The sequence below is a fragment of the Pseudomonas sp. zfem001 genome, assembly GCF_032621725.1.
GTDB classification, from domain to species: Bacteria; Pseudomonadota; Gammaproteobacteria; order Pseudomonadales; family Pseudomonadaceae; genus Aquipseudomonas; species Aquipseudomonas sediminis.
This window is the reverse complement of sequence record NZ_JAVYJI010000001.1, coordinates 1,522,201-1,547,688: the sequence shown is the minus strand read 5'-3', so window position 1 is coordinate 1,547,688 and position 25,488 is coordinate 1,522,201. Positions and strand designations below refer to the sequence as shown.

29 protein-coding genes are annotated in these 25,488 nt (G+C 63.3%); 17 read left to right on the top strand and 12 right to left on the bottom strand.

Annotated elements, in window-relative coordinates; genetic code table 11:
- Positions 1 to 39: 39 nt before the first annotated feature.
- The 7 genes from RTH74_RS07255 to argH form a co-directional block, all read right to left on the bottom strand.
- Positions 40 to 294: a TIGR02647 family protein gene (locus RTH74_RS07255; protein ID WP_099524712.1), complete on the bottom strand. Its 255-nt coding sequence runs from the start codon at positions 292 to 294 to the stop codon at positions 40 to 42.
- Positions 291 to 1,040 carry a transporter substrate-binding domain-containing protein gene (locus RTH74_RS07250; protein ID WP_316914215.1) on the bottom strand — a complete coding sequence of 250 codons (750 nt, stop codon included), beginning with the start codon at positions 1,038 to 1,040 and terminating at the stop codon, positions 291 to 293. The genes RTH74_RS07255 and RTH74_RS07250 overlap by 4 nt, the downstream gene beginning before the upstream one ends.
- 155 nt (positions 1,041 to 1,195) lie before the next feature.
- Entirely contained in the window at positions 1,196 to 1,471 is a 276-nt protein-coding gene (locus RTH74_RS07245) for a hypothetical protein (RefSeq protein WP_316914214.1), read from the bottom strand.
- A 26-nt stretch (positions 1,472 to 1,497) separates the two neighbouring features.
- Positions 1,498 to 2,250, bottom strand: coding sequence for an endo alpha-1,4 polygalactosaminidase (locus RTH74_RS07240; protein WP_256579498.1), 753 nt, complete (start codon positions 2,248 to 2,250; stop codon positions 1,498 to 1,500).
- A gap of 72 nt (positions 2,251 to 2,322) precedes the next feature.
- The gene (locus RTH74_RS07235) at positions 2,323 to 2,802 is read right to left on the bottom strand and encodes a GNAT family N-acetyltransferase (RefSeq protein ID WP_316914213.1); all 480 of its coding nucleotides are present in this window, start codon (positions 2,800 to 2,802) and stop codon (positions 2,323 to 2,325) included.
- A 21-nt stretch (positions 2,803 to 2,823) separates the two neighbouring features.
- A complete protein-coding gene (locus RTH74_RS07230) occupies positions 2,824 to 3,066 on the bottom strand; it encodes a hypothetical protein (RefSeq protein WP_316914212.1) in 243 nt (80 codons plus the stop codon).
- 36 nt (positions 3,067 to 3,102) lie between these two features.
- Positions 3,103 to 4,497: an argininosuccinate lyase gene (argH, locus tag RTH74_RS07225; RefSeq protein ID WP_316914211.1), complete on the bottom strand. Its 1,395-nt coding sequence runs from the start codon at positions 4,495 to 4,497 to the stop codon at positions 3,103 to 3,105.
- Between the two features lie 232 nt (positions 4,498 to 4,729).
- On the opposite strand from argH, the gene RTH74_RS07220 reads away from it, so the two are divergent.
- From RTH74_RS07220 to rsd, 8 genes are all read left to right on the top strand, one after another.
- Positions 4,730 to 5,803, top strand: coding sequence for a sensor histidine kinase (locus tag RTH74_RS07220; protein ID WP_316914210.1), 1,074 nt, complete (start codon positions 4,730 to 4,732; stop codon positions 5,801 to 5,803).
- A complete protein-coding gene (locus tag RTH74_RS07215; protein WP_316914209.1) occupies positions 5,800 to 6,546 on the top strand; it encodes a LytTR family DNA-binding domain-containing protein in 747 nt (248 codons plus the stop codon). The genes RTH74_RS07220 and RTH74_RS07215 overlap by 4 nt, the downstream gene beginning before the upstream one ends.
- Positions 6,547 to 6,639: 93 nt before the next feature.
- Positions 6,640 to 7,578, top strand: a complete 939-nt coding sequence (gene hemC / locus RTH74_RS07210) for a hydroxymethylbilane synthase (RefSeq protein WP_099524677.1) — start codon at positions 6,640 to 6,642, stop codon at positions 7,576 to 7,578.
- Positions 7,575 to 8,345 carry a uroporphyrinogen-III synthase gene (locus RTH74_RS07205; protein ID WP_316914208.1) on the top strand — a complete coding sequence of 257 codons (771 nt, stop codon included), beginning with the start codon at positions 7,575 to 7,577 and terminating at the stop codon, positions 8,343 to 8,345. Before hemC ends, RTH74_RS07205 begins: the two co-directional genes overlap by 4 nt.
- A gap of 12 nt (positions 8,346 to 8,357) precedes the next feature.
- Positions 8,358 to 9,488 (top strand): uroporphyrinogen-III C-methyltransferase, encoded by a 1,131-nt coding sequence (locus tag RTH74_RS07200; RefSeq protein WP_316914207.1) that lies wholly within the window; start codon positions 8,358 to 8,360, stop codon positions 9,486 to 9,488.
- Positions 9,485 to 10,732: a heme biosynthesis HemY N-terminal domain-containing protein gene (locus tag RTH74_RS07195; RefSeq protein WP_106735073.1), complete on the top strand. Its 1,248-nt coding sequence runs from the start codon at positions 9,485 to 9,487 to the stop codon at positions 10,730 to 10,732. Before RTH74_RS07200 ends, RTH74_RS07195 begins: the two co-directional genes overlap by 4 nt.
- 151 nt (positions 10,733 to 10,883) lie before the next feature.
- Positions 10,884 to 11,375 (top strand): disulfide bond formation protein B, encoded by a 492-nt coding sequence (locus RTH74_RS07190; RefSeq protein WP_099524669.1) that lies wholly within the window; start codon positions 10,884 to 10,886, stop codon positions 11,373 to 11,375.
- Between the two features lie 310 nt (positions 11,376 to 11,685).
- The gene (gene rsd / locus RTH74_RS07185; protein ID WP_099524667.1) at positions 11,686 to 12,159 is read left to right on the top strand and encodes a sigma D regulator; all 474 of its coding nucleotides are present in this window, start codon (positions 11,686 to 11,688) and stop codon (positions 12,157 to 12,159) included.
- Positions 12,160 to 12,222: 63 nt separating this feature from the next.
- Here the strand turns inward: rsd and RTH74_RS07180 are convergent, their stop codons facing one another.
- Positions 12,223 to 12,870, bottom strand: a complete 648-nt coding sequence (locus RTH74_RS07180; protein ID WP_316914206.1) for an FKBP-type peptidyl-prolyl cis-trans isomerase — start codon at positions 12,868 to 12,870, stop codon at positions 12,223 to 12,225.
- A gap of 195 nt (positions 12,871 to 13,065) precedes the next feature.
- On the opposite strand from RTH74_RS07180, the gene RTH74_RS07175 reads away from it, so the two are divergent.
- Positions 13,066 to 14,094, top strand: coding sequence for an AlgP family protein (locus RTH74_RS07175; RefSeq protein ID WP_106735075.1), 1,029 nt, complete (start codon positions 13,066 to 13,068; stop codon positions 14,092 to 14,094).
- Here RTH74_RS07175 and RTH74_RS07170 read toward each other — a convergent pair.
- Entirely contained in the window at positions 14,091 to 14,534 is a 444-nt protein-coding gene (locus RTH74_RS07170) for a TIGR02444 family protein (protein ID WP_106735076.1), read from the bottom strand. The genes RTH74_RS07175 and RTH74_RS07170 overlap by 4 nt on opposite strands.
- Positions 14,535 to 14,584: 50 nt before the next feature.
- Between RTH74_RS07170 and RTH74_RS07165 the strand changes: the two genes are divergently transcribed.
- The 6 genes from RTH74_RS07165 to RTH74_RS07140 all read left to right on the top strand — a co-directional run bounded on the left by RTH74_RS07165 (position 14,585) and on the right by RTH74_RS07140 (position 20,850).
- Complete coding sequence (locus tag RTH74_RS07165) at positions 14,585 to 16,498, top strand: ATP-binding cassette domain-containing protein (RefSeq protein ID WP_316914205.1); 1,914 nt, start codon at positions 14,585 to 14,587, stop codon at positions 16,496 to 16,498.
- On the top strand, positions 16,498 to 17,037 hold the full coding sequence (locus RTH74_RS07160; protein WP_099524658.1) for a mechanosensitive ion channel family protein: 540 nt from the start codon (positions 16,498 to 16,500) through the stop codon (positions 17,035 to 17,037). The genes RTH74_RS07165 and RTH74_RS07160 overlap by 1 nt, the downstream gene beginning before the upstream one ends.
- Positions 17,038 to 17,113: 76 nt before the next feature.
- Positions 17,114 to 17,746, top strand: coding sequence for a LysE family transporter (locus tag RTH74_RS07155; protein WP_316914204.1), 633 nt, complete (start codon positions 17,114 to 17,116; stop codon positions 17,744 to 17,746).
- A gap of 250 nt (positions 17,747 to 17,996) precedes the next feature.
- On the top strand, positions 17,997 to 19,886 hold the full coding sequence (locus tag RTH74_RS07150) for a cytochrome c/FTR1 family iron permease (protein ID WP_316914203.1): 1,890 nt from the start codon (positions 17,997 to 17,999) through the stop codon (positions 19,884 to 19,886).
- 126 nt (positions 19,887 to 20,012) lie between these two features.
- On the top strand, positions 20,013 to 20,348 hold the full coding sequence (locus RTH74_RS07145) for an enhanced serine sensitivity protein SseB C-terminal domain-containing protein (protein WP_179546132.1): 336 nt from the start codon (positions 20,013 to 20,015) through the stop codon (positions 20,346 to 20,348).
- A 52-nt stretch (positions 20,349 to 20,400) separates the two neighbouring features.
- On the top strand, positions 20,401 to 20,850 hold the full coding sequence (locus RTH74_RS07140; protein WP_099524651.1) for a YaiI/YqxD family protein: 450 nt from the start codon (positions 20,401 to 20,403) through the stop codon (positions 20,848 to 20,850).
- Between the two features lie 116 nt (positions 20,851 to 20,966).
- Here RTH74_RS07140 and RTH74_RS07135 read toward each other — a convergent pair whose 3' ends face one another.
- Both RTH74_RS07135 and elbB read right to left on the bottom strand, forming a co-directional pair.
- Complete coding sequence (locus tag RTH74_RS07135; protein ID WP_106735079.1) at positions 20,967 to 21,434, bottom strand: thioesterase family protein; 468 nt, start codon at positions 21,432 to 21,434, stop codon at positions 20,967 to 20,969.
- A gap of 242 nt (positions 21,435 to 21,676) precedes the next feature.
- The gene (gene elbB / locus RTH74_RS07130; protein WP_106735080.1) at positions 21,677 to 22,336 is read right to left on the bottom strand and encodes an isoprenoid biosynthesis glyoxalase ElbB; all 660 of its coding nucleotides are present in this window, start codon (positions 22,334 to 22,336) and stop codon (positions 21,677 to 21,679) included.
- 175 nt (positions 22,337 to 22,511) lie between these two features.
- On the opposite strand from elbB, the gene RTH74_RS07125 reads away from it, so the two are divergent.
- Positions 22,512 to 23,756 carry a sterol desaturase family protein gene (locus RTH74_RS07125; protein ID WP_316914202.1) on the top strand — a complete coding sequence of 415 codons (1,245 nt, stop codon included), beginning with the start codon at positions 22,512 to 22,514 and terminating at the stop codon, positions 23,754 to 23,756.
- On the opposite strand, the gene RTH74_RS07120 is transcribed toward RTH74_RS07125, so the two are convergent.
- On the bottom strand, positions 23,724 to 24,278 hold the full coding sequence (locus RTH74_RS07120; protein ID WP_099524644.1) for a DedA family protein: 555 nt from the start codon (positions 24,276 to 24,278) through the stop codon (positions 23,724 to 23,726). The two genes, RTH74_RS07125 and RTH74_RS07120, sit on opposite strands and share 33 nt — an antisense overlap.
- Before the next feature lie 194 nt (positions 24,279 to 24,472).
- Between RTH74_RS07120 and hemB the strand changes: the two genes are divergently transcribed.
- Positions 24,473 to 25,486 (top strand): porphobilinogen synthase, encoded by a 1,014-nt coding sequence (gene hemB, locus RTH74_RS07115; RefSeq protein WP_099524643.1) that lies wholly within the window; start codon positions 24,473 to 24,475, stop codon positions 25,484 to 25,486.
- Positions 25,487 to 25,488: the final 2 nt, after the last annotated feature.

Below are 25,488 nucleotides of genomic sequence, written 5' to 3'. Positions count from 1 at the left end.
GCCACCGGGTGACGCGGCATTAGTCGGCGGGCGATTGGATTAAGCGGGAGTGGCCTGACGGGTCGAGAGAATGGTCAGCAGCGCTTGCGCATGCTCGGCGGCATCGATGCCCAGGCTGGTCAGATAGCCGCCGTCGGCTTGGCTCACCAGGCCTTTTTCGTGAAGACGGGTGATGGCGCCTTGCGCCTTGAATGAGGCGTTGTTGTGCACCTTGAGCCCCTCCAGATGATTGTCCAGATTGTACAGGGCGAGGATTTCCAGCTCGTCGATCAGGTCAGCGTTGAATGACTTCATGGTGACTCCGTCTTGTTGTTATGGCGTTCCTGCAGTGTAGAACCATGCGCGGTGCTCTGCCCATCAATGAGTTGCCAGTTGGCGAGAATTCGCTGGTAGGTGCCGTCCTGCCTGATTTGCCGCATGCCTGCGTCGAAGTCGCGCAGCAAGGCTGCGGCCTGTGGATGATGGCGGGAAAAGGTCAGGTAGAGCTGTGGACGATGCACCCTGGTCAGCGCCTTGAACTGGCCAGCCAGCTCGGGGTTGTCACGCAGCAACGCTTCGGTGGTGCCGCGAAAGGCGATGACGTAGTCCACGCGGTCGCGCTGCAGCATGAGAAAGCCATTCATATCGCGCCGCACCGCAATGCGCTGGATATCCGCATAGCTGTCGAAGTATTCGCCGTAGGTGTAGCCGATGGTGACTGCCACGCGTTTGCCACGGATGCTGTCCAGATCATCTATCCGCGCATCCCCTGCATGGCCCCAGAGCAGGATGTCGTCGCTGAACAGCACCTCCTGCGGCAGCAGGAATTCCGCGCGGATGTGTGCGTCAGGTGTGGTGTTGAAGCAGCCTGCCAGACTGCCTGAACGCGCCAGCTCCATGCAGCGCGAATAGGGGTAGGGCGCCAACTCGACGGACGTTTTGCTGGCGCTGAACGCTGCGCGGACGATATCTGCCGACATGCCCTCGATCTTGTCATTACGCAGGGCGGTGTAGGGATACCAGTCATCCTCGGCACCAATGCGCGGCGTTTCGGCTCGCACGACGCTGGCTCCGCTCAAACAGAGGGCGCAGATCAGCAGTGCGATGAGTCTGGGCAGCGTACAGGCCATCGAAGGCGATACCTTCTCGGTCGGGATTGATGGTGACAGTAGCAATCTGCCTGCCAGTCCGACCAGTGGCCTGAGTCAATCCATCTTCAGTTTTCTTCCGGCAGTTCCGGCAGGGCGCGCAAGGCTTGTTCGTACCAGGCGCTATCGAAGGGGCGGTCCTCGCGCAGCATGGCATCGATTTCATGAGCCAGGACCAGTGCCATCAGCTCAAGGATCTCCTCGCGCTCGTAACCGACCAGCGTCAGCTTGTTGTACACCGCCTTGGCGGCTGCCGGTTCGCCGCTTTCCAACTGATTTTCGATGGCCTGGATCAGGGTGGCTTCGGCGAAGCCTTCGTCTTCTTGGTCGTTGCTTTGGCTCATGGTTCCTCTCGTAATCTGGTCCTGGCTCAGTCGCAGGGGACGCCAACGCCTTTCAGGCTGACTTTGAAGAATTGCAGACGAAAACCGGAGTTCGCGGCCCGACTGCAAAGACTCTTATTGAGGGTGCGGTATTCGGCGATGAAGATCGGTTTGCCCTGGCTTCGCATGTGACTGTAACCGTCGCATTCGTTGTAGCGATAGCAACTCTCGTTGATGGCAAAGTCGAAGTAGTCGCCAAGTGACGGCAGCAGTTCTACGGCATTCTTCAGGCCGATGCTCAGGTCGCGACTATGTGCCTCGCTGGCCAGCCAACGATTGAAGTCTATTTGCTGGGCTTCCGTCAGGCCCAGGCCGTTGTCATTGCTGTAGCCGTCCACGTTGTCCGGATCGACAGCGTCGCAGCCTTTTTCTACGGCTAGGTCCAGGCGTTTGGCGAGTAGTTGGCGCACATCCTCACGGCGATAGTCGAGCCAGTGCTCACCCGGCCAATCAGGCAACGCCTTGCCCAGAGCCGCCGTTGGGTAGGCCTGAGCGTCGCTGCGCCAATCTTCCCAGGTGCCCGCACTGAAATAGCAGATGACGATACGCCCACCCGCCTTGAGATTGGTGATGGTTTGCTTGGGCGTGTCGTACAGGTCGATGTCATAGACCAGGCGATTGGGTGTTTGCAGTTTGCCATCGAGTTGCATGTGCCAGGACGCATTGGCGGGAATGGTGACTGGTGTCGCCGCCGATAGCGCCGGAGCGATAACGCTGAGCAGAGCAAGGAGTGTGCGCATGATGGTCCGGTGGCAGGTGGAGGTGTAATTACCTTAGGCCAGAGGTGTTGCCCTAGCCAGGCGCTGGTTTTCTCAGCCTGCGGCGAAATCCAGCAATGCCTGGCCGGTCAGGCGGTAGGTTGTCCACTCGCTTTGCGGGCGGGCACCGAAGGATTCATAGAAGTCGATGGCCGGAGTATTCCAGTCCAGCACTGACCACTCGAAGCGGCCGCAGCCGCGTGCGACTGCCAGTTGTGCCAGGTGGCGCAGCAGCGCTTTGCCAGCGCCCAGGCCCCGTGCTTCAGGGCTGACGTAGAGGTCTTCCAGATAAAGACCGTGTTTGCCCAGCCAGGTGGAGTAGTTGAAGAAGTACACCGCGTAGCCGATGGGCTGGCCGTCGTTTTCGCAGATCAGGCCGTGGGCGGTGCTGCCCTCGGCGAACAGGCTATCGCGGATACCGGCGGCATCGGTCTTCACCTCGTGCTCGGCCTTTTCGTAGATGGCCAGGTCGGTGATGAAGCGCAGGATCAGCTCCGCGTCTTCAGGGGTGGCGGGGCGGATGTCTATAGGCATGGAAATGTCTCGTGGCAGCGTTTAGCTGTATGTGACAGTCAGCCACGTCAGGGGCAGGCCAACCAGGCAGAGGAAGCCAAATGTGGCGACCCAGGCGCTACGTGCGCCCATCGGGTCGGCCACGCGCAGCGGCAGGCGCGGATAGCGCCCTAATGTCAGCAGTCGTAGTGCCAGCCAGCCGGTCGTGTAGAAGACGTAGCCGATGATGATTTCAAGCGCGATCTCGGCCAGTAGCGCCAAGCCGCGCAGCAGTAATTCAGGCATGGGAACTCCTTTTCCCTATTTTCTCCGACGCGTCGTTTAGCGGCTGGAGAGAAGTTCGCGACCACGCACCACCGCCGCACGGACCTGATTCGGTGCAGTGCCGCCGATATGGTCGCGAGCGCCGACCGAGCCTTCCAGGGTCAGCACGGCGAATACATCGTCCGTGATCTGATCGCTGAACTGGCGCAGTTCATCCAGACTCATCTCGGCCAGGTCCTTGCCGGTCTGCACGCCGTACTTCACCGCGTGGCCGACGATCTCGTGGCAGTCGCGGAAGGGCAGGCCCTTGCGTACCAGGTAATCGGCCAGGTCGGTGGCGGTGGAGAAACCGCGCAGCGCAGCTTCACGCATGATCTCGCGCTTGGGCTTGATCGCCGGCACCATGTCGGCGAAGGCGCGCAGGCTGTCGCGCAGGGTGTCGGCGGCGTCGAACAGCGGTTCCTTGTCTTCCTGGTTGTCCTTGTTGTAGGCCAGTGGCTGGCCTTTCATCAGGGTCAGCAGGCCGGTCAGGGCGCCGAATACGCGACCGGTCTTGCCGCGCACCAGTTCGGGCACGTCCGGGTTCTTCTTCTGCGGCATGATCGAGGAGCCGGTGCAGAAACGATCCGGCAGGTCGATGAACTGGAACTGGGCGCTGGTCCACAGCACCAGCTCTTCGGAGAAGCGCGACAGGTGCATCATCGCCAGCGAGGCAGCGGCGCAGAATTCGATAGCGAAGTCGCGGTCGGAAACGCCGTCCAGCGAGTTGCCGCCAACAGCGTCGAAACCGAGCAGTTCGGCAGTGATCTCGCGGGCAATTGGGTAGGTGGTACCGGCCAGTGCGGCTGAGCCCAGCGGCATGCGGTTGGTGCGTTTGCGGCAGTCGACCAGGCGCTCGTAGTCGCGCGCGAGCATCTCGAACCAGGCCAGCAGATGGTGGCCGAAGGTCACTGGTTGGGCGGTCTGCAGGTGGGTGAAGCCGGGCATGATGGTGTCCGCTTCGGCTTCGGCCAGGCCCAGCAGGCCCAGCTGCAGGCGGGTGATCTCGGCCAGGATGACGTCGATCTCGTCGCGCAGCCACAGGCGGATGTCGGTGGCCACCTGGTCGTTACGCGAGCGGCCGGTATGCAGCTTCTTGCCGGTGACGCCGATGCGGTCCGTCAGGCGAGCCTCGATGTTCATGTGCACGTCTTCCAGATCGACGCGCCAGTCGAACTGGCCGGCTTCGATCTCGCCCTGGATCTGCTTGAGGCCGTCGATGATGGTGTCGCGCTCGGTATCGCTGAGTACGCCAACCTTGGCCAGCATGCTGGCGTGGGCGATGGAACCCATGATGTCGTGGCGGTACAGGCGCTTGTCGAATTCCACCGAGGCGGTGAAGCGGGCGACGAAGGCGTCGACGGGCTCGCTGAAGCGGCCGCCCCAGGATTGGTTGGTTTTTTCGCTGCTCATGATTTGGGCTCGGAATCGGGCGGGCCACGTTGGCGGCCAGCATGGCGGACAAAGTGCGTCGATAATAACAGGGTCGGCAGGCGTTTCGCCGTGTCGGGTTAGCCGTCAGGCAGGACGCAGCGGTGTCGGCTGCTTCACAAATCTATCGCGAAGGTGGCATTTCGGTGCTTTATTTTGTCCGGCTGGAGCCGTCTGGCTTGCCGGCTAGCAGGGCGACACGGAAACTGCGTCGATGCATACAAAATCGCTTGCCAAAAACAAAGGTATCGACGACTTCTTCGTCCCGGAACTGTGCCAGCCGGAAGCCCTGCTGAGCATGGTGCTGCTGGCTGAGCTGCTGGTACTGGTGCTGGTGCTCGCCGAACCGATGACGCCGGGTTTCGACTGGGTGCGCCTGGCCCTGACCTCATTGTTCGTGCAGTGGATCGTGCTGCTGTCGGCTGCCTTGCTATGTCGATTGCGGCCCTTGCTGGCGCGCCTGCCGCCGGCGCTGGCTGGCGGCCTGTGCTGTGTGCTGGTGGTGGTGCTGACTCTGGGGTGTACGGCGGTGGCCGACTACTACGAGCTGGGCGGGCCGCTGCCACGCAGTGGTGAAGTGAATCTTTATCTGCGCCATGCGTTGATCAGCCTGATCATGTCCGCACTGCTGCTACGCTATTTCTATCTGCAGAGCCAATGGCGTCGGCAGGAGCAGGCCGAGTTGCGTGCCCGTATAGAGTCGTTGCAGGCGCGGATTCGCCCGCATTTTCTGTTCAATAGCCTCAACAGCATTGCCAGCCTGGTCACGCTCGATCCGTACAAGGCCGAGCAGGCGGTGCTGGATCTGTCGGATCTGTTTCGCGCCAGCCTGGCCAAGCCCGGCACGCTGGTGCCGTGGAAGGAGGAACTGGAACTGGCGAAACGATATCTATCGATCGAGCACTATCGGCTCGGCGAGCGACTACAGTTGCAGTGGGAGGTCGAAGGTGTGCCGGAGGATCTACCGATTCCCCAGCTGACCTTGCAACCTCTGTTGGAGAATGCGCTGATCTATGGCATCGCGCCGCGTATCGAAGGCGGCCTGGTGCGGGTCGAGGCGGATTACCAGGATGGTGTGTTCAGCTTGTGTGTCAGCAATCCGTATGAAGAGCGGGGCGAGCAGCACCCGTCGCGGGGAACGCACCAAGCGCTGAGTAATATCGATGCGCGCCTGGCGGCACTTTTTGGGCCGAAGGCGAGTCTCAGCGTGGAGCGCCGTGACGGCCGTCACTACAGCTGTCTACGCTATCCTTGTGCGAGACTCACGCAGGAAGCCAGAGCAATATGAATGTCCTGATCGTCGATGACGAACCCCTTGCCCGCGAGCGCCTCAGCCGTATGATCGGTGAGCTCGAGGGTTACCGGGTCCTGGAGCCCGCCGCCAGCAATGGCGAGGAAGCCCTGACCCTGATTGATAGTCTGAAGCCGGATGTGGTCCTGCTGGATATCCGCATGCCCGGTCTAGACGGCCTGCAAGTCGCTGCCAAATTGTGCGAGCGCGAAGCGCCGCCAGCGGTGATTTTTTGCACGGCTCATGACGAGTTCGCTCTGGAGGCCTTTCAGGTCAGTGCAGTGGGCTATCTGGTCAAGCCTGTGCGTCCTGAGAGTCTGAGCGAAGCGCTGAAGAAGGCCGAACGGCCCAATCGTGTGCAACTGGCCGCGCTGACTCGTCCTGCCGCGGAGACTGGCGGTGGTCCGCGTACTCATATCAGTGCGCGAACCCGCAAGGGCATCGAGCTGATCCCGCTGGATCACGTGGTCTACTTCATCGCCGACCACAAGTACGTCACCCTGCGTCATGAGGGCGGCGAAGTCCTGCTGGATGAGCCGCTGAAGGCGCTGGAAGACGAGTTCGGTGATCGCTTCGTGCGCATCCACCGCAATGCGCTGGTGGCGCGTGAGCGCATCGAGCGTCTGCAGCGCACCCCGCTCGGACACTTCCAACTGTTCCTCAAGGGGCTCGACGGTGACTCGCTGGTGGTCAGCCGCCGCCATGTGGCCGGTGTACGCAAGATGATGCAGTCGCTGTAGCGGGTCTCCGGCTGCGGCCTATGGCCGCCTCCTTCCGCCGGCGCCGGGCGAGCCTGTTATGATTTGTGGCAATCGGTTTTCTGGAATTGCCTCATGTCCCGCGAAATTCGCATCGCCACCCGTAAGAGCGCCCTGGCCCTGTGGCAGGCCGAATATGTCAAAGCCCGTCTGGAGCAGGCCCATCCGGGCCTCAAGGTCAGCCTGGTGCCCATGGTCAGCCGCGGCGACAAGCTGCTCGACGCGCCGCTGGCGAAAATTGGTGGCAAGGGCCTGTTCGTCAAAGAACTGGAAACCGCACTGCTGGAAAACGAAGCCGACATCGCCGTGCACTCGATGAAGGACGTGCCGATGGACTTTCCCGAAGGGCTGGGCCTGTACTGCATCTGCGAGCGTGAAGACCCGCGCGATGCCTTCGTTTCCAATACCTACTCCAGCCTTGATGCACTGCCCGAGGGCAGCGTGGTCGGCACTTCCAGTCTGCGTCGTCAGGCGCAACTGCTGGCGCGTCGGCCGGACCTGAAAATCCAGTTCCTGCGTGGCAACGTCAATACCCGGCTGGCCAAGCTCGATGCCGGCGAATACGACGCCATCATTCTCGCCGCCGCCGGCCTGATTCGCCTGGGCTTCGAAGATCGCATCCGCAGCTCGATCAGCGCCGAGGACAGCCTGCCGGCCGGCGGCCAGGGTGCCGTGGGCATCGAGTGCCGCAGCGCCGACAGTGACGTGCATGCTTTGCTGGCACCGTTGCATCACCGTGAAACCGCGCTGCGCGTTACTGCCGAACGTGCGCTGAACAAACATCTCAACGGCGGCTGCCAGGTTCCCATCGCCTGCTATGCCCTGCTCGAAAATGACCAGCTATGGCTACGCGGTCTGGTCGGCCAGCCTGACGGTGGCCTGTTGCTGCGCGCCGAGGAGCGTGCTGCCAGTGGTGATGCTGAAGCCCTTGGGGTGCGTGTCGCCGAGGCGCTGCTGGCGCAAGGGGCCGACGCTATTCTTCAGGCCGTTTACGGTGAGGCCGGCCACTCTTGAGTGCATGGCGCCTGCTGCTGACCCGTCCAGCCGAGGATTGTGCAGCGCTGGCGCAGACCTTGGGTGCGCAGGGCGTGTTCAGTCACTGCATGCCGCTACTGGCCATCGAAGCGCTGGATGAGACGCCCGAGCAGCGCGAGGCCTTCGCCACATTGCAACGCTACTGTGCGGTGATCGTGGTCAGTAAACCGGCGGCTCGCATGGGGTTGCGGCTCCTGGCCCAATATGCGGCGCAGACGCCTGACCTGCCTTGGTTCAGCGTCGGCGCTGCCACCGCCGCTGTGCTCGCCGAACAGGGCTTGCGCGTGCACTTTCCTGATTCGGCCGATGACAGCGAAGCGCTGCTCGCTCTGCCTGCGCTATACCAGGCGATTGCCACGGCATCTGCGCCGCGTGTTCTGATTCTGCGTGGCGAGGGTGGCCGAGAATTCCTTGCCGAGCACTTGCGCGGCCAAGGCGTGACGGTCGACTATCTGCCACTGTATCGCCGTGTGCTGCCGCAATACGCGCCGGGCGAGCTTAGTCAGCGGGTGCGAGCGGAACGCCTGAACGGCCTGGTTGTCAGCAGTGGGCAGGGTTTCGAACATCTGCAACAGCTAGCCGGCGATGACTGGCCGGCGTTGGCTCGGCTACCCTTGTTCGTACCCAGCCCGCGCGTCGCCGAACAGGCCCGCGCTGCGGGTGCACAGATCGTTGTGGACTGCCGCGGCGCCAATGCCGCGGCCTTGCAGGCAGCTCTGGAGCAGTTTCCGGCTGCCGCCCTCTAAAAGGACGGATACGTGAGCGAAGCATCCACCCCGAACACGCCAGAAGAAAAACCGGCCAGCGAAGCCGTGAAACCCACCCCCACACCGCCACCCGCGAAGTCACCTCGCAGTGGTGGTAGCGGTCTTGCCGCATTCGCCCTGCTGATCGGTTTGACAGGTGCCGGTGCCGGTGGCTGGAGCCTCTGGCAACTGCATGAAATGCAGAGCCGGGACCAGCAGCAGGCCGAAGACCTGCAGCGCACCCGCGACGACAGCGCGAAGAAAGTGGATGAATTGGCCCAGCGCCTGGATTCGCGCCTGTCCGCTCTGCCCAGCGCAGCTGAACTGGACGAGCGCCGCCGCCTGCTGGCTAACCTGCAGAACGATCAGCAGCGTATGAGCCAGCGTCTGGAAAGCGTGCTCGATGGCAGCCGCCAGGATTGGCGTCTGGACGAAGCCGAGCACCTGCTGCGCCTGGCGACTTTGCGGTTGTCGGCATTGCAGGATGTCGCCAGCGCCGAAGCACTGGTGTTGGCGGCCGATGAAATCCTCCGTGAGCAGGACGACCCTGCGGCCTTCGCCGCCCGCGAGCAACTCAGCCGTAGCCTGGAAGCGCTGCGCACCACGGCGCGCCCGGATCGCGTTGGCCTGTTCCTGCAACTGGGCGCCTTGCGTGAGCAGGCAGCAACCCTCAATCCCCTGGCGCCGACCTTCGAAGGGCAAGGCGATGTGCTTTCCGATCTGGCAGCCGAAGGCGATGGCAGCGCCTGGTGGGGCGAGTGGGTGAAGAAGCTTTCGGAGTACTTCCGTATCGAATTCGATGCCGATCGCAACGTGCGTCCGCTGCTGTCCGGGCAAAGCCTGTCGCAGGTGCGCCTGAGTCTGTCGTTGGCGCTGGAGCAGGCACAGTGGGCCGCGCTGCATGGTCAGACCGGTGTCTACCAGCAGTCATTGAAGCAGGCCGAGGAAATCCTCGACGCCCACTTCAATCTGGACAATCCGGACAGTCGTGCCCTGCGCCAGCGCTTCAAGGAACTGGCCGATGCCAGTATCGAGGTCAAGGTGCCTGACCTGAGTGACTCGCTCGATGCACTGCAGGCGTACCTGAAACGCAAGCAGGCGCAACGTCGGCAGGGGGCCGCTGCGGCCGAGGAGGCGCAATGAGACGCCTGATCTGGCTTCTGCTACTGCTGGCCGTCGCAGTCGGGTTGTATCTGCTCAGCCTGGCTATCGAGGCCGACCGCGGCTATGTGTTGTTCGCGTACAAGGGTTTCCGTTATCAGTCCGGCCTGTGGGCATTCCTTGGCCTGCTGGTGGTCGTCGTGGTGTTGTACTACCTGATCAAGTGGACGTTGCGTCTGCTGCTCAGCTCGACGCGACTGGCCAACCCGTGGTCGCGTCTGCACCGCAGTCGTCGCGTGCGCCTGGCGTCCGAACAGGGCATGCAGGACTTGGCCGAAGGCCGCTGGGCGCGCGCGCAGCGTCAGTTGACCCGCGCTGCCGAAGCCGACAGCCGACCGTTGATGTATTACCTGGGCGCAGCACGGGCTGCCAACAAGCTTGGCCAACACGAGCAGAGCGATGCCCTGCTTGAGCGCGCACTGAGCAAGCAGCCTCAAGCCGAGCTGGCGATTGCCCTGACCCACGCCGAGCTGCAACGCAATCGTGGCGACAGTGAGGCTGCGCTAGAGACCCTGCAGGCGATGCGCGAGCGTCATCCGGGCCATCATCTGGTGTTGCGCCAGCTACAGCGCCTGTATTTGCAGCGTCAGGACTGGTCGGCACTGCTTGGCCTGCTGCCTGAGCTGCGCAAGGAAAAGGCCCTGCCTGCCGCCGAACTCGACGAGCTGGAGCGCGAGACCTGGCGCGGTCGTCTGGCCGATGCCGGGCAGCTAGGTCAGGGCGACGGAGAAACAGCACTGCAGCCTCTGACCCAGGCCTGGCAACAGCTTTCTTCACCGCTGCGTCAGGAACCTGAGCTGATTGCCACCTACGTCGAGCAATTGCGTCGATTGGGCGCACAGGAAGAGGCCGAAGAGGTTTTGCGTGGCGCGCTCAAGCGTGGCTACGACAGCCGCCTGGCGCGCTTCTATGGCGTGCTGCGTGGCGCCGATCCGGCGCGTCAGCTGCAAACCGCTGAACTCTGGCTCAAGCAGCATCCGCAGGACCCGGCCTTGCTCTTGACCCTGGGCCGCCTGTGCCTGCAGAACCAGTTGTGGGGCAAGGCGCGCGATTACTTCGAGACCAGTCTGAAGATCGAGCGTCATCCGGAAACCTGTGCCGAATTGGCGCGCCTGCTGGCGCAATTGGGCGAGCTGGAACGTAGCAATCAGCTACTGCTGGAGAGTCTTGGCTTGCTGCATCAAGGCTTGCCCTCTCTGCCTCAACCGCAGGGCGTCAGCGCTTGAATGACTGCGGCCGAATGCCGCGGTAGGTTTGGGATGCGGACGGAGGGGCGTTCCAGCATGATGAACAGCCGACTCTGATTCACGGGGCGCCTTGAAAGGCGCCCTCGCTTTCCTCTACCGTACGGCCCTCGATTTCCCTCCCGGAGCCACCATGCACTTGGCCAGTCCGCGTCCCCTGTTTTTCCTGGCATTCATCGGCTGCGTACTGCTGATGGCGGCTGCGTTGTATCTGGAACACGTCGTTGGGCTGGAGCCCTGCCCGATGTGCGTGCTGCAACGCATCTGCGTGGTGTTGTTCGGCGTGGTCTGCCTGATTGCTGCGATCCATGGGCCAGGCAGCGTAGGGCGCCGAGTTTACGCGGTACTGGCGCTGCTGTTCGCCGGGGCTGGCGCCGCCACCGCCGGCCGGCAGATCTGGCTGCAGAGCGTGCCAGCCGATCAGCTCGAAGCGTGCCTGCCGAGCCTCGAGTTCATGATGGAAGCTCTGCCGATGCAGGACATCGTGCGCCTGGTGTTCCAAGGCAGTGCTGACTGCGCCGAGGTGAAATGGACGCTGTTCGGTATGAGCATCCCCGAGTGGAGCCTGCTGGGTTTCATCGGCATGCTCGGGTTCTGCCTGTTCCAGCTGCTGCGTCGCGATTGAGAATGCGAATCGCGCGAAGCCATACCGCTCGTGGCTTCGACATTAAACGCTCGTATGAAATTTTCTCGCTGCGATGCCTTGATGGTGTGTGCCCACGGGCATAATCTGGCTCGCACGTACCGCCGGAAAAACGCCATTTTTCGGCTGTTTTCTGAGGTGACGGCGCCGATTGACAAAAAGTCGTCGGGTTCGGCTTTTAACGTCGCGTAGCGACGGCCAGAAGGGTGGCTAGCAAGGATGGCAGGCCATAAAAAACGTCTCGGGAACGGGCGTATAACAGGCAGCAGCGACAAGGGAAGCGAGGTTCATCATGCTTGAGAGTTGTCAGAACGCACAGGAACGCTGGGGCGGGGTTCACCAGATGATCGATCGCTGGCTGGGTGAGCGCCGCGAACTGGTGCTGGCCTATACCGCTATCACCAAAGCGCCACAGGCACCTGCCATCAATTGCGAATCTCTGCAGGGCTTCTGCGAGCTGCTGGTGGACTACGTTTCGGCGGGGCACTTCGAGGTCTACGAACAACTGACCAACGAGGCCAAGGCCTTCAACGATCAGCGTGGTCTGGAGCTGGCCAAGCAGATCTACCCGCGCATCGAAGCCATTACCGCGGTTGCGCTGGCGTTCAACGACCACTGCGACAATGGCGATTGCCGCGACAGCACCTCATTGGTGGCGGAGCTCAATCATCTTGGGCAATTGCTGCATGAGCGCTTCGAACTGGAAGACTGCCTGATCGAGGTGCTGCACAACTCCCATCAGGAACAGGCTGCCGAGGCGATCTGAACGCCTGATGCCAATGGCCCGGATGGCTCCGGGCCGCTTGTCTGTTCGAAACCGGGTTGGCGCTCAATCGGCCACATCGAGCAAGCGCAGATCGAACACCAGTGGCGCATAGGGTGGTATCAGGTCACCCGCACCTTCTTCTCCGTACGCCTGATCCGCTGGAATTACCAGGCGCCAATGAGCGCCTTTCGGCATTTGCAGTAACGCGCTGCGCCAGCCGGCGATCAGACTGTCCAGGCGAAACCACTGCGGCGTGCTGCTTTCATCGAAGACGCTGCCGTCGGCCAGTTCGCCGCGGTAAATCACCTGCACTCGGCTGCGAGCGGTGGGTGTCGGGCCGCTGCCAGGGCTTAGCTCCGTCACCAGGACGCCGTTGGCCAGCGCCCGCACGTTCGGGCGGCGACCTTGCTCGGCGAGAAAGCGCCGCTCGGTTTCGATGGCTTTGGTGTGGCGCTGTGGCGAGGCGTCGATACGCGCTTCGTGTTCATCCAGCAGCTGCTCGATTCGACCTGCGTCGAGTCGCAAGGGCTTGCCTTCGTAGGCCTGGCGCAGGCCTTCGAGCAGCTCGCTCAGTGGCAGGTCAGGCACCTCTTCATGCAGTCGCTCGCCAAGGCGTACGCCCAAGCTGTAGGCCAGATCCTGCTGGTGCTGGTCGGCCTGCGCGCCCAGGCTGCAGCAGATGGCGAGGGCGGCGATTACGGCGCGGCTCATGACGGTGTCTCCCGATCAAGATACTTGGCAGGTTGTTGAGGTTTCGCTGCGCCGTAGCGTGCTCTGCAACAGCTAAAAGGTCTCGCCGATTATGCCAGCGCACTTCGGCATCTGCTCGGCTCGCCAAAAGGCCTATGGCGAGGCCTTGCGGCTGCGTCTAGTATGGGCTCGTTCACATCCGCCTGGAGGCGCGCCATGTCGGCCAAGAAGAAGTCCATCACTACCCCTTTGCACCTGCTGCACCAACTGTCTGCCAGTTTGCTCGAACACCTGGAAAATGCCTGCTCGCAAGCTCTGATCGACGCTGAGAAATTGCTCGCCAAGCTGGAAAAGCAACGTGGCAAGGCTCAGGAAAAACTGCACAAGGCCCGCAGCAAGCTGCAGGACGCCGCTGTTGCCGGCAAAGCCAAGGCGCAGGCCAAGGCAAAGGATGCAGTCGCCGACCTGGAAGAGTTGCTCGATGCACTCAAGTCCAGTCAGAGTGAAACCCGCACCTATATCGCTCAACTCAAACGCGATGCGCAGGAAAGCCTGAAACTGGCCCAGGGTGTTGGCAAGGTCAAGGAAGCAGTAGGCAAGGCCCTGTCGGTTCGAGAGGCTAAAGTGGCTGCTCCCGCCGCTAAACCTGCCAGCAAACCCGCAGCTGCGAAGAAGCCGGTAGCTGCCAAGGCTCCTGCCAAGAAGGCTCCAGCCAAGGCTGCCGCGGCCAAACCCGCCGCTACGAAAACCCCAGCCAAACCGGCCGCTGCCAAGCCTGCAGCTGCAAAAGCACCGGCTAAACCCGCTGCTGCCAAGCCAGCTGCTGCAAAAGCGCCGGCCAAACCAGCTGCCGCCAAGCCAGCTGCTGCAAAAGCGCCGTCCAAACCGGCCGCTGCCAAGCCTGCAGCTGCAAAAGCACCGGCTAAACCTGCTTCTGCCAAGCCAGCTACTGCGAAGGCGCCGGCCAAACCGGCTGCTGCCAAGCCAGCTGCTGCGAAGGCGCCGGCCAAACCGGCTGCTGCCAAGCCAGCTGCTGCGAAAGCCCCAGCTAAACCGGCTGCCGCCAAGCCAGCCGCTGCAAAAGCCCCAGCGAAACCCGCTGCTGCCAAACCCGCGGCTGCAAAAGCCCCGGTCAAGCCGGCGCAGCCCAAGGCCGCGACTGCTCCCGTAGCTCCCGCCGCCGCTCCGGCGCCTGCCGCGGCCAGCAATGGTGCCGCTGCTCCAGGTACGTCGAACGCGTCCTAACGGGCGGCAACGGCGCCGCGCAGCACATGCAGCGCGGCGCTGTCATTTCCGGCAAGGGGCTGCAGCCAGTCGCTGCCCGCGTTCTCGCTCGGCCAATCCCTGGTCAGGGCTTCCAGTCTTTTCAGCAACAGTCGCTCGGCTTCCTGCTCCAATCGTTTGAGTTGCTCGCGCAGGGGCGCCAGTTCGGCATCCTGGCTCGCTGCTGCCCGCCATTGCTGGCGTGTCTGCCGCAGTGGCATGACGACGTTCTGCTGCCAGGGCTGCGCCAGGTCGCGAAGGGCGTTTAGATAATCGTCCCGGCAAGGAACGCCGCGCTGCTCCAGCCAGGCGCCGGTCAGCAACAGGCAGACATCGCAGCCTGCATCCTGCAACTGAAGACAGGCACTTTCCACGCCCGGGCGAGCGTAGAGTTGCACGGCGAAATTCCACAGATCCTGCACGCGGCCTCCCAGGCGATTTCGGGGCGAAACTGATAGACTCCGCCGCCATTATGATCCGACTCCAGAACCTCACTCTACAGCGTGGTCCGCAACGCCTGCTCGAAGGCGCCGAGATGACCCTGCACGCCGGCCACAAGGCCGGTCTGATCGGCGCCAATGGCGCCGGCAAATCCAGCCTGTTCGCCCTGTTGCGCGGTGAGCTGACCCCGGACGCCGGCGATTGCCTGCTGCCTGGTGACTGGCGTATCGCCCATATGCGCCAGGAGGTCGACACCCTCGATCGGCTGGCGGTGGATTATGTGCTCGACGGCGATCACAACCTGCGCCGCGTGCAGGCCGAACTGGCCGCTGCCGAGCAGAGTCATGATGGCGCCGCCATCGCCCGCCTGCACAGCGAGCTGGACAGCGCCGACGGCTATACCGCCGACGCGCGCGCACGCAAGCTGCTGGCCGGCCTGGGGTTCGAGAATGCGCAGATGGATCGCCGTGTCGGCGACTTCTCCGGTGGCTGGCGCATGCGTCTGAACCTGGCCCAGGCGCTGATGTGTCCGTCCGACCTGCTGCTGCTCGACGAACCGACCAACCACCTGGATCTGGACGCCATTCTCTGGCTGGAAGGTTGGTTGCAGAGCTACCCCGGCACCCTGCTGCTGATCTCCCACGACCGCGATTTTCTCGACGCGGTGGTCGACCACGTCGCCCATGTCGAGCAGCGCAAGCTGAACCTGTACCGCGGCGGCTACACGGCCTTCGAACGTACCCGTGCCGAACGCCTGGCCCAGCAGCAGCAGGCCTACGAGAAGCAGCAGGCGCAGCGCGCGCACATGGAAAAGTACATCGCCCGCTTCAAGGCCCAGGCCACCAAAGCCCGCCAGGCGCAGAGCCGGATCAAGGCGCTGGAGCGCATGGAAGAGCTGAGCGCAGCGCATGTCGACTCACCCTTCGACTTCGTCTTCCGCGAGGCCGAGAAGATTTCTACGCCGCTGCTCAGCCTCAGCGAAGGTCGCCTCGGCTACGGCGACAAGACCGTGCTGCAGCAGGTCAAGCTGAGCCTGGTGCCCGGCGCGCGCATTGGCCTGCTCGGCCCTAACGGCGCGGGAAAGTCGACGCTGATCAAGAACCTGTCGGCCGAGCTGCAGCCGCTGAGCGGCAGCCTGAGCCGCGGTGAGAACCTGGTGATCGGCTATTTCGCCCAGCACCAGCTCGATTCGCTGGACGACAAAGCCAGCCCGTTGCTGCATTTGCAGCGTCTGGCGCCGAGCGAGCGCGAGCAGACCCTGCGTGATTTCCTCGGTGGCTTCGACTTCCGTGGCGCACGTTGTGACGAGCCGGTGGTGAATTTCTCCGGTGGCGAGAAGGCGCGTCTGGCCCTGGCGTTGATCGCCTGGGGCAAGCCCAACCTGCTGCTGCTCGACGAACCGACCAACCACCTCGACCTGGAAATGCGCCTGGCCCTGACCATGGCCTTGCAGGAATTCGCCGGCGCCGTGGTGGTGGTATCGCACGATCGCCATCTGCTCAAGAGCACCACTGACGAGTTCCTGCTGGTCGCTGAAGGCCGCGTGGTGCCATTCGACGGCGATCTGGACGACTATGCGCGCTGGCTGGTCGATTACCGTCAGCGTCAGGCACCAGCGAGTGCGCCGGCCGAAGGTGGCGCGGACAAGACCGACAAGCGCGCCCAGCGCCAGGCCGCTGCGGCGTTGCGCCAGCAACTGGCACCGCACAAGAAACAGGCGGAAAAGCTCGAACAGGAGCTGGGCAAGGTGCAGGAAAAGCTCGCCGCCGTCGAAACCCAACTGAGCGACAGTGGTCTGTACGAGTCCGCTCGCAAGGATGAGCTGCGTCAGCGCCTGGCCGAACAGGCACAGCTCAAGACCCGCGAGGCCGAACTTGAGGAAGCCTGGCTGCTGGCGCTGGAAACCCTGGAGGCGTTGCAGCAGCAACTGGAGGAAGCCGAGTGATGGAACAGTTAGATTTGCTGATGGCCTGGCGCGACCCGCTGATTCGCACCGGCCAGGTACTGCTGATCATCCTGCTGGCGTGGGTTGCCCAACGCATTCTGACCCGTGCCATCAGCCGTCTCGGCGCGCGTTACAGCCTGCTGCCGCCAGAAGTGCTGCAGCCGCTGCGGGGGCTGGTGCGCTGGCTGATCATGGGCAGCGCACTGCTCATGGTGCTGGAGCGCCTTGGGGTTTCGGCCACCGTGCTGTGGACGGCGCTGACCGGTTTCACTGCTGTCGCCGCGGTGGCGTTCTTCGCCATCTGGAGCGTGCTGTCGAACATGTTCTGTGCGCTGCTGATCTTCACCATGGGGCCGTTCCGTATCGGCGACACGGTCGAGGTGATCGATAGCGCTGACAAGCCGGGTGTGAAGGGCAGGGTCATCGCCATCAACCTGTTCTACACCACCCTGCAGGACCTCACTGAGGACGCTTCCGGCGCCGTGTTGCAGGTACCCAACAGCCTGTTCTTCCAACGCTCGGTACGCCGCTGGCGCTGAGCCGCTAGTCGAGACGCTGGCGCCGGAGTAGGCTGTGCTGCTCTTCCCCTGATTTCAGCTTCTCGAGGTACGCATCATGGCTTTGGAAACCTGGCTCGCTTTCTTCGTCGCCTGCTGGGTGATCAGCCTGTCGCCGGGTGCCGGTGCCGTGGCGTCGATGTCGGCCGGTATGCAATATGGTTTCTGGCGTGGTTACTGGAACGCGCTTGGCTTGCAGCTTGGTCTGGCGCTGCAGATCGCCATCGTCGCCGCGGGCGTGGGTGCCATCCTGGCCGCTTCGGCCCTGGCCTTCAGCCTGATCAAGTGGTTCGGCGTGGCCTATCTGGTGTTCCTCGCATACAAGCAGTGGGTCGCGCTGCCCAGCGATCTAGATGCCGGTGCGGCCGAGCGGCCTATTGGTCGGCCACTGACCCTGGTGTTGCGCGGTTTTCTGGTCAACTTCAGCAACCCCAAGGCCATCGTCTTCATGCTCGCGGTACTGCCGCAGTTCATCAACCCGCATGAGCCACTACTGGCGCAGTATCTGGTGATGGGCGTGACCATGATCATCGTGGATCTGATCGTCATGGCCGGCTACACCGGCCTCGCTTCGCGCGTCCTGCGGCTGCTGCGCACACCGCGTCAGCAGCGGGTGATGAACCGCAGTTTCGCCGCACTGTTCGCCGCTGCTGCTGGCTTGCTGGCAACGGTCAAGCGCGCCGCTGTCTGAGCCCCATTTACTATCGTTCAACGCTGACCGATAGCGTTTGTCAGGGATGTTCTGAAAGAGTCATTCATCGTCACTCCCGCGAAGGCGGGAGCCCAGTTGATTCGCCGATTCTGGGTGCCCGCCTGCGCGGGCAGGACGGACTTTCAGGTTCCGCTCGGCTGATTGTTACCAGATATTTCAGATTGTTCTTGTGCTTGGTCGTTAGGCCGGCAACAATTTAATGCCACCCATTCTCGTTTGGGATGCATTAATGATCCGCTTTCGTTTCTCCCTTTCCTGGCTGATGCTGCCATTGCTGGCCAGCCTCAGCTTTCTCGCTGTTGCCGAGCCCCTCGATGGCGCCGCGCAGGCGCTGCATCTGATTGGCTACATCGGCGCTGATTACCCGGCCACCGTTGCCGATGGCCAGATCATCGATGCCGGTGAATACCAGGAGCAACTGGAGTTTCTCGACGTGCTGCAGGGCTTGATCGTCGCCTTGCCGGCTCAAGCTGGCCGTGCCGAGTTGGAGCAGGGCGTGCGCGATCTGCACCAGGCGATTGTCCAGCGCCAACCGGGCGATGAGGTCGCAGGCGCCGCGCGCAAGCTGGGCGCACGCCTGGCCGAGCTCTATCAGGTGGCGCAGACCCCCGTGCTGACGCCTGACCCGGAACGCGGCGCGCCGCTCTACGCGCAGCATTGTTCGGTGTGCCATGGCGAAACCGGCCTGGGCGATGGGCCTGCCGGCATCGGTCTGGAGCCGGCGCCGGCCAATCTGCGTGACGCCGCGCGTCTGGATCGCCTGAGCCTGTATGACCTCTACAACACGCTCGGCCTGGGCATTGAAGGCACCGATATGCCGGCTTTCGCCGATCAGCTCGACGAACGCCAACGTTGGGATCTGGCCGCCTACATCGCCGGCTTCAGCGCCGCGCCGGCACAGGGGCAGACGCGCTTCGCCATGAGTGAGCTGGCAGGGCGCACGCCTGCCGAGATCGACGCAGCTGGCGGCGATGTCGCCGCGTTTCGCGCCCAGCGCGCGCATCCGGTGCTGGAGCAGCGCGGCCCGCAACAATTGATCGGCTACACCCGCTCGACCTTGGAGCGCAGTCTCCAGGCCTACCGCGAGGGTGATCGTGAGCAGGCCTATGACCTCTCCGTCGGCGCCTACCTGGAAGGCTTCGAACTGGTCGAAGGTGCTCTCGACAACCTCGATGCAGTGCAGCGCAAGACCACCGAGCGTGCCCTGATGGCCTACCGCCAGGCGCTGCAGGATGGCGCTGGCGTCGCACAGGCGACACAGGCGCTGGAACAGGCCAAGGTGGAGCTGGACAAGTCTGCGGCGCTGCTGGCCGATGGCGCGATGGATGACAGCCTGAGCTTCTTCGCCAGCCTGTTGATTCTGCTGCGCGAGGGGCTCGAGGCGATTCTGGTACTGGCGGCGATCCTCGCCTTTCTGCGCAATACCGGGCAGCAGCAGGCGGTACGCAGTGTGCACATCGGCTGGGGCCTGGCATTGCTGGCCGGTGTCGCGACCTGGGCGGTGGCCGCCTACCTGATCGACATCAGTGGCGCTCAGCGTGAGCTGCTGGAAGGCGCCACGGCGCTGTTCGCCAGTGTGGTGCTGCTGTGGGTTGGCGTGTGGATGCACGATCGCCGCCACGCTGCGGCCTGGCAGGACTACATCAAGAGCAGCCTGGTCGGTGGCGGTGGTCGCTTCGGTTTCGCCCTACTGGCGTTTTTCTCGGTCTATCGTGAGCTGTTCGAAGTCATCCTGTTCTACGAAACCCTCTGGCTGCAGGCCGGTCCTGCCGGGCACGGTGCGGTGCTGGCTGGCGCCGGCGCGGCGCTGGTGCTGCTGATCGGCCTGGCATGGGTGATTCTGCGCGGTTCGCGCAAACTGCCGCTGGCGACCTTCTTCGGCGTCAACGCGGTGCTGCTGTGCGTGCTGTCCGTGGTCTTCGCCGGCCATGGTGTGGCCGCGTTGCAGGAGGCCGGTGTGCTCGGCACTCGTCCGGTGGCCTTCTTCGAGTTCGACTGGTTGGGCATTCATGCCGATGCCTGGAGCCTGTCGGCGCAGGGCCTGGCGCTGGCCGGTATCGCGCTGCTGTATGGGCGCAGCCTGCTGGGTGAACGGCGCCGCGCAGCAGCTCAGGCCTGAGCCGCTGGAAAAGGCGTGAACGAGGGCGACTTTGCTCGCCCTCGTTGCGCGATAGCGTGAACCGCTGCCACGACAGCGGGTCCCAGTGCACCTAGGCTGGCTCCAATTTCTCTGCCGAGTGCGCGCATGTCTTCCTCGATCCACTCCACTCACTACGCCGACAGTCCTGATCTGGCGTTGGCTGCTCTGCGTCATCCTCCCCTGGAGCAGGCCCTGTCTGCGGCCTGTGCCCAGCTAGCTGTGCGCGAAGCTTTTCTCGCTGCGTTGCGCGATCCGGCCATCGGCCCGCAGCCGCGCTTGCTGCTGGCGATTTCCGGTGCCGATGTGCGCGGTCAGCGGCGCCTGGCTGCGCTGGTAGCCGAGCTGCTGCCCGATGAAGTGGAACTGGACCTTATCGAGCTGGCCGACGACAACCTGTCGCGCGCCGTGCGTGAGCGCTGCGAGCCTTTCTACAACGCCTGATCGAGTCGTCAGCTGGCATACTGCGCGCTGATTGTTCTGCGGAAGTTGCTGCATGCGCGTATGGATCGACGCCGACGCTTGCCCCCGGGCAGCGCGGGACCAGGTGGTCAAGTTCGCCCTCAAACGAGGCTTCGAAGTGGTGCTGGTAGCCGGTCAGGCCGTCGCCCGGCCGAATTTCGCCTGCGTGAAACTGATCGTGGTGCCCAGCGGGCCGGACGCCGCCGATGATCATTTGGTGGAGCACGCCGTGCCCGGCGAGCTGGTGATCTGCAGCGATGTGCCACTGGCCGACCGTTTGGTGAAGAAGGGTGTGGCTGCGCTCGACCCGCGTGGTCGCGAGTTCGACGAACGCAACATGGGCGAGCGTCTGGCGGTGCGTAACCTGTTCACCGACCTGCGTGAGCAGGGGCAGGTGGGCGGTGGTCAGGCGCCGTATTCGGAAAAGGATCGGCAGGCGTTCGCCAACTCGCTGGATCGAATTCTCACACGGCTGAGTCGCTAGCTGCCCCGGATTTCTGCTTGGGAGGCGCGTAGGGTGTACTCGCGAAGCAGTACGCCGGTGATGAGCGAGCTGGGCGCCAGTCGCGGCTTAATCTCCTCCCACAATGTGCGTTGCCACTACCCACACAGATAGGTGCCAGTGCCTACCGCCACCAGCACGCCCTCGTCGTTGTGCAGCTCCATACGAATGACCGCCACCTTGTTACCGGCGCGCAACGGCATGGCCGTGGCAGTGAAACGCTGGCCGCGACCGGGGCGCAGGTAGTCGATACGCAGGTCGATGGTGCCGAGCTTGGACAGTTTGCTCATGCGCTCGGCAGGCGGCAGGTGCTGGTGATTGGCGAAGGCGCCGATCAGCGCCATGGCGCCGCCACAGACGTCGAGCAGGGAGGAAATCACCCCGCCGTGCAGAATGCCGTGGACGAAGTTGCCGATCAGTTCGGGCTTCATCGGCAGGTGCATGGTCACCCGCTCGGGGCTCAGCTCATCGAGCTCGATACCGAGCACCTGATTGAAGGGGATGCGCTTAAAGAAACTGGCCACCGCCTGTTGCAGGTCGGGGCTGAGGACGAAAGGCTGGGACATGGCAGGGGCTCCAAGAAATCCTGTCGCCACGCTGCAGTACCGCGCAAGACTTGGCCAGAGGCAATGCAGGAGTGCCCTGAGCATTGGCCGGATCGGCCTGACTCCTGTGGGAGGATTCGGGTGCGTTCCGTTTCAGCTTCAGCCCACCAATGGCAATCAAGGTGGGCTAAAACGGAACGCCGCCCACCCCATTGGGCCCCGGCGTTAATTCAGGCGCAACGCCACATGCCGACGCCTGAAAATCAGTGGTGCGCCAGCTCCAGCACGCGGTCGACCAGTTTGTTGATGCCCGACGCTGCCTCGGCGATGGACTTGGCGAGCATATAGGCCGGCGTGGTCACCAGCTTGCGAGCCTCGTCTTCGACGATTTCGCTGACCTCACACTCTTGGTGCTCGGCGCCCATCTGGGTCAGCGCACTGGCGGTGTCCGCGTCGTTGCCGATGGTGCAGATCACGCCAGCGCCGAAGATCTTCGCGGCCAGCGCCGGGGCGATGCAGATCAGGCCAACCGGCTTGCCGGCATCGACGAACGCCTTGCAAGCCGCCAGCACGTCAGGTTGCACGGTGCAGCCGGCACCGCTGGTGGCGAAGTCGGAGAGGTTCTTCGCTACGCCGAAGCCGCCGGGCAGGATCAGCGCGTCGAACTCTGCCATGTGCAGCAGCTTGACGTCCTTGATCTGGCCGCGGGCGATGCGAGCCGATTCCACCAGCACGTTGCGTGTTTCGTTCATCTCGTCGCCGCTGTAGTGATCGACCACGTGCAGCTGCGGCACGTTGGGGGCGAAACACTGGACTTCGGCACCACGCTGGTCGAGGCGCAGCAGGGTGATCACGCTTTCATGGATCTCGGCGCCATCGTAGACGCCACAGCCGGACAGAATCACTGCCACTTTCTTGCTCATGCTCGACTCCTGGTGAGGAAAGACGCGACCTTGAAACGGGCGCGGGTATTACCAATGCTGGGGTTGTCGCCAAATGCCACTCGGACTGTCATTCGCCGCCGCGAAGCCTGACGAAGCTGCGCATAGGATGAATAACAGCTCATTCCCGACACAAGTACAACGATATGGCGCAGTCATGAATTACGTTCTTTACGCAGTGCCCTTCTTTTTCCTGCTGATCGGCCTGGAATTGCTCGCTGACCGCTGGCGCGGTATGCGTACCTATCGCCTGGCCGATGCCCTCAACAGCCTCAGCGCCGGTGTGCTGTCGCAGGCGACCGGTGTGCTGACCAAGGTGGTCGGCCTGCTGACCTACGCCTTTGCCTGGGAGCATCTGGCGCTGTTCGAACTGGCCGAAGGCAGCCTCTGGGTGTGGCTCTTCGCCTTCGTCTTCTACGACTTCTGCTACTACTGGAACCACCGCCTGGGCCATGAGCGCAACGTGCTCTGGGCCGCTCATGCGGTGCACCATCAGAGCGAGGACTACAACCTCTCCACCGCATTACGGCAAACCAGCACCGGTTTCATCTTCGGCTGGATCTTCTACCTGCCGATGGCGCTGGTCGGCGTGCCGCCGCTGGTCTTCCTTACCGTCGCCGCCCTGAACCTGCTGTATCAGTTCTGGGTGCATACCCGGCACATCCCCAAACTGGGCTGGTTCGAGTGGTTGTTCATCACCCCGTCCAACCACCGTGTGCACCATGCACAGAATCCTATCTACATGGATCGCAATTACGGCGGTGTGTTCATTGTCTGGGATCGAATATTTGGCACCTTCCAGGAAGAACTCGACGAAGAACCGGTGGTCTTCGGCGTTACCGTGCCGCTGGCCAGCTGGAACCCGCTGTGGGCCAACCTGCAGGTTTATGCCGGGCTGTGGAACGATGCCAAGCGATCCAGCTCATGGTGGGACCGGCTGCGCATCTGGTTCATGCCCACCGGTTGGCGCCCTGCCGATGTGGCGGCGCGTTACCCGCAGGCCAAGGCGGACCTGAGCAACTTCCGCAAGTTCGAGGTGCCGTTGGGGCGTGGCGCGCAGATCTACGCGCTGCTGCAGTTCGTCTGCTACCTGCTGGCCGGCGTATGGCTGCTGGCGCAGGGCGATTCACTGGCGATAGGCGCAGTGCTGCTGGCATGTCTGTGGATGGCCCTAGGGCTTTGCAGCATAGGTATGTGGCTGGAGAACCGCAGCAATGCCTGGCGGCTGGAGTGCCTGCGTCTTATGAGTAACCTGCCGGCATTCTGGTTGGCCGGTGAACTCGGCATGCTGACGCTCGATGCCAGCGCCTGGGCGTGGCTGAGCGCCTACAGTCTGCTCAGCCTGATGGGGCTCTGGCTGGTGCGTGGCTCAGCCGCGCCGGCGCTGACGCCACCGGTGTAGCCAGGCCAGGGAAAGCAGCAGGACCACAGCCGCGAGCAGGATGACCTGGTAGTTGCGCAGCTCTTCGAGCAGGCCACCCATGGCATTGCCCAGGCTGTAGGCCAGCAGGCTGATACCGCCGGCCCAGACGCCGGCGCCGATGGCATCGAGCAGCAAGTAGCGGCGCCAGGAATAGCCGGACAGGCCGATGGTCAGCGGCATTACCGTGCGCAGGCCATAGAGGAAGCGGAAACACAGGACCCAAAGATCCGGGTAGCGCTGGATCAACGCACTGGCACGTTCGCCCAGCGGTTGCCAGCGCGGCTTGCGTGCCAGCAGCGCGCGGCCATGGCGACGGCCTAAGTAGTACCAGAGTTGATCGCTGGCGAAGGTGCCGAGAAAGGCGCACAGCGCCACCCATTCGATCTCCAGCACGTTGCGCACGGCCATGTAGGCGGCCAGCAGCAGCGATACCTCACCTTCGAGGAAGGTGCCGAGTACCAGTGCCGGGTAGCCAAACTGGCGGATCAGGTCTTGGAGCATGCCGTGAGCTCATCGATGCAGGTGCTGAAGACTACTCTGACCACGAGGAGGCCGGAAGGTGGCGCGTCATGCCACAATGCGCGACTGGCTGTGCGACTCGCCGTCGCACGCGGTCATTTGACCGTCATCATTTGGTCATAATGGTCGCTTATAACCGTCACACTGGCCCGCCCGAGCGGGCTTTGGAGTCTGCCGTGAGCGTTACCCCCGCCAATCGTCTGTTCCCCGCCACCCGCCTGCGTCGCAATCGCCGCGACGATTTCTCCCGTCGTCTGGTGCGCGAGAATCGCCTGAGCGTCGATGATCTGATTCTGCCGGTGTTCGTCCTCGACGGCGAAAACCGCCGTGAAGCCGTGCCGTCGATGCCGGGCGTCGAACGCCTGTCCATCGACCTGCTGCTGAAGGAAGCCGAGCACTGGGTGGCGCTGGGCATTCCGGCGCTGGCGCTGTTCCCGGTCACGCCGCTGGAGAAGAAATCCCTCGACGGCGCCGAGGCTTGGAACCCGGACGGCATCGCCCAGCGCGCGATCCGCGCCCTGCGGGCGAAATTCCCCGAGCTGGGGGTGATCAGCGACGTCGCCCTCGATCCGTTCACTACTCACGGCCAGGACGGCATCCTCGACGCAGACGGCTACGTGCAGAACGACATCACTGTCGATGCGCTGGTCAAGCAGGCACTGTCGCATGCCGAGGCCGGTGCCCAGGTGGTGGCGCCGTCGGACATGATGGATGGCCGCGTGCAGGCGATCCGCGAGGCACTGGAGCTGGCCGATCACGTCAATGTGCGCATCATGGCCTACTCGGCCAAGTACGCCAGCGCCTATTACGGCCCATTCCGCGATGCGGTGGGCTCGGCCGCCAACCTCGGCAAGGGCAACAAGCTCGGCTACCAGATGGACCCGGCCAACGGTAACGAGGCGCTGCATGAAGTGGCCGCCGACCTGGCCGAAGGTGCCGACATGGTCATGGTCAAGCCAGGTATGCCGTACTTGGACATCCTCTGGCGCGTGAAAGATGCCTACAAGGTGCCGACCTTCGTCTATCAGGTCAGTGGTGAGTACGCCATGCACATGGCGGCGATCCAGAACGGCTGGCTCAGCGAGGCCGTGATACTGGAATCGCTCACCGCCTTCAAACGTGCGGGTGCCGATGGCATCCTCACCTATTTCGCCGTACGGGCGGCAGAACTGCTAAAACAAGGGCAATGACG

What these genes read in the sequence shown, in the direction of transcription:
- RTH74_RS07255 (WP_099524712.1), bottom strand. Translation starts at nt 294, where the DNA reads ATGAAGTCATTCAACGCTGACCTGATCGACGAGCTGGAAATCCTCGCC.
- RTH74_RS07245 (WP_316914214.1), bottom strand. Translation starts at nt 1,471, where the DNA reads ATGAGCCAAAGCAACGACCAAGAAGACGAAGGCTTCGCCGAAGCCACC.
- RTH74_RS07240 (WP_256579498.1), bottom strand. Translation starts at nt 2,250, where the DNA reads ATGCGCACACTCCTTGCTCTGCTCAGCGTTATCGCTCCGGCGCTATCG.
- RTH74_RS07235 (WP_316914213.1), bottom strand. Translation starts at nt 2,802, where the DNA reads ATGCCTATAGACATCCGCCCCGCCACCCCTGAAGACGCGGAGCTGATC.
- RTH74_RS07230 (WP_316914212.1), bottom strand. Translation starts at nt 3,066, where the DNA reads ATGCCTGAATTACTGCTGCGCGGCTTGGCGCTACTGGCCGAGATCGCG.
- argH (WP_316914211.1), bottom strand. Translation starts at nt 4,497, where the DNA reads ATGAGCAGCGAAAAAACCAACCAATCCTGGGGCGGCCGCTTCAGCGAG.
- RTH74_RS07220 (WP_316914210.1), top strand. Translation starts at nt 4,730, where the DNA reads ATGCATACAAAATCGCTTGCCAAAAACAAAGGTATCGACGACTTCTTC.
- RTH74_RS07215 (WP_316914209.1), top strand. Translation starts at nt 5,800, where the DNA reads ATGAATGTCCTGATCGTCGATGACGAACCCCTTGCCCGCGAGCGCCTC.
- hemC (WP_099524677.1), top strand. Translation starts at nt 6,640, where the DNA reads ATGTCCCGCGAAATTCGCATCGCCACCCGTAAGAGCGCCCTGGCCCTG.
- RTH74_RS07195 (WP_106735073.1), top strand. Translation starts at nt 9,485, where the DNA reads ATGAGACGCCTGATCTGGCTTCTGCTACTGCTGGCCGTCGCAGTCGGG.
- RTH74_RS07190 (WP_099524669.1), top strand. Translation starts at nt 10,884, where the DNA reads ATGCACTTGGCCAGTCCGCGTCCCCTGTTTTTCCTGGCATTCATCGGC.
- rsd (WP_099524667.1), top strand. Translation starts at nt 11,686, where the DNA reads ATGCTTGAGAGTTGTCAGAACGCACAGGAACGCTGGGGCGGGGTTCAC.
- RTH74_RS07180 (WP_316914206.1), bottom strand. Translation starts at nt 12,870, where the DNA reads ATGAGCCGCGCCGTAATCGCCGCCCTCGCCATCTGCTGCAGCCTGGGC.
- RTH74_RS07175 (WP_106735075.1), top strand. Translation starts at nt 13,066, where the DNA reads ATGTCGGCCAAGAAGAAGTCCATCACTACCCCTTTGCACCTGCTGCAC.
- RTH74_RS07165 (WP_316914205.1), top strand. Translation starts at nt 14,585, where the DNA reads ATGATCCGACTCCAGAACCTCACTCTACAGCGTGGTCCGCAACGCCTG.
- RTH74_RS07160 (WP_099524658.1), top strand. Translation starts at nt 16,498, where the DNA reads ATGGAACAGTTAGATTTGCTGATGGCCTGGCGCGACCCGCTGATTCGC.
- RTH74_RS07155 (WP_316914204.1), top strand. Translation starts at nt 17,114, where the DNA reads ATGGCTTTGGAAACCTGGCTCGCTTTCTTCGTCGCCTGCTGGGTGATC.
- RTH74_RS07150 (WP_316914203.1), top strand. Translation starts at nt 17,997, where the DNA reads ATGATCCGCTTTCGTTTCTCCCTTTCCTGGCTGATGCTGCCATTGCTG.
- RTH74_RS07145 (WP_179546132.1), top strand. Translation starts at nt 20,013, where the DNA reads ATGTCTTCCTCGATCCACTCCACTCACTACGCCGACAGTCCTGATCTG.
- RTH74_RS07140 (WP_099524651.1), top strand. Translation starts at nt 20,401, where the DNA reads ATGCGCGTATGGATCGACGCCGACGCTTGCCCCCGGGCAGCGCGGGAC.
- RTH74_RS07135 (WP_106735079.1), bottom strand. Translation starts at nt 21,434, where the DNA reads ATGTCCCAGCCTTTCGTCCTCAGCCCCGACCTGCAACAGGCGGTGGCC.
- elbB (WP_106735080.1), bottom strand. Translation starts at nt 22,336, where the DNA reads ATGAGCAAGAAAGTGGCAGTGATTCTGTCCGGCTGTGGCGTCTACGAT.
- RTH74_RS07125 (WP_316914202.1), top strand. Translation starts at nt 22,512, where the DNA reads ATGAATTACGTTCTTTACGCAGTGCCCTTCTTTTTCCTGCTGATCGGC.
- RTH74_RS07120 (WP_099524644.1), bottom strand. Translation starts at nt 24,278, where the DNA reads ATGCTCCAAGACCTGATCCGCCAGTTTGGCTACCCGGCACTGGTACTC.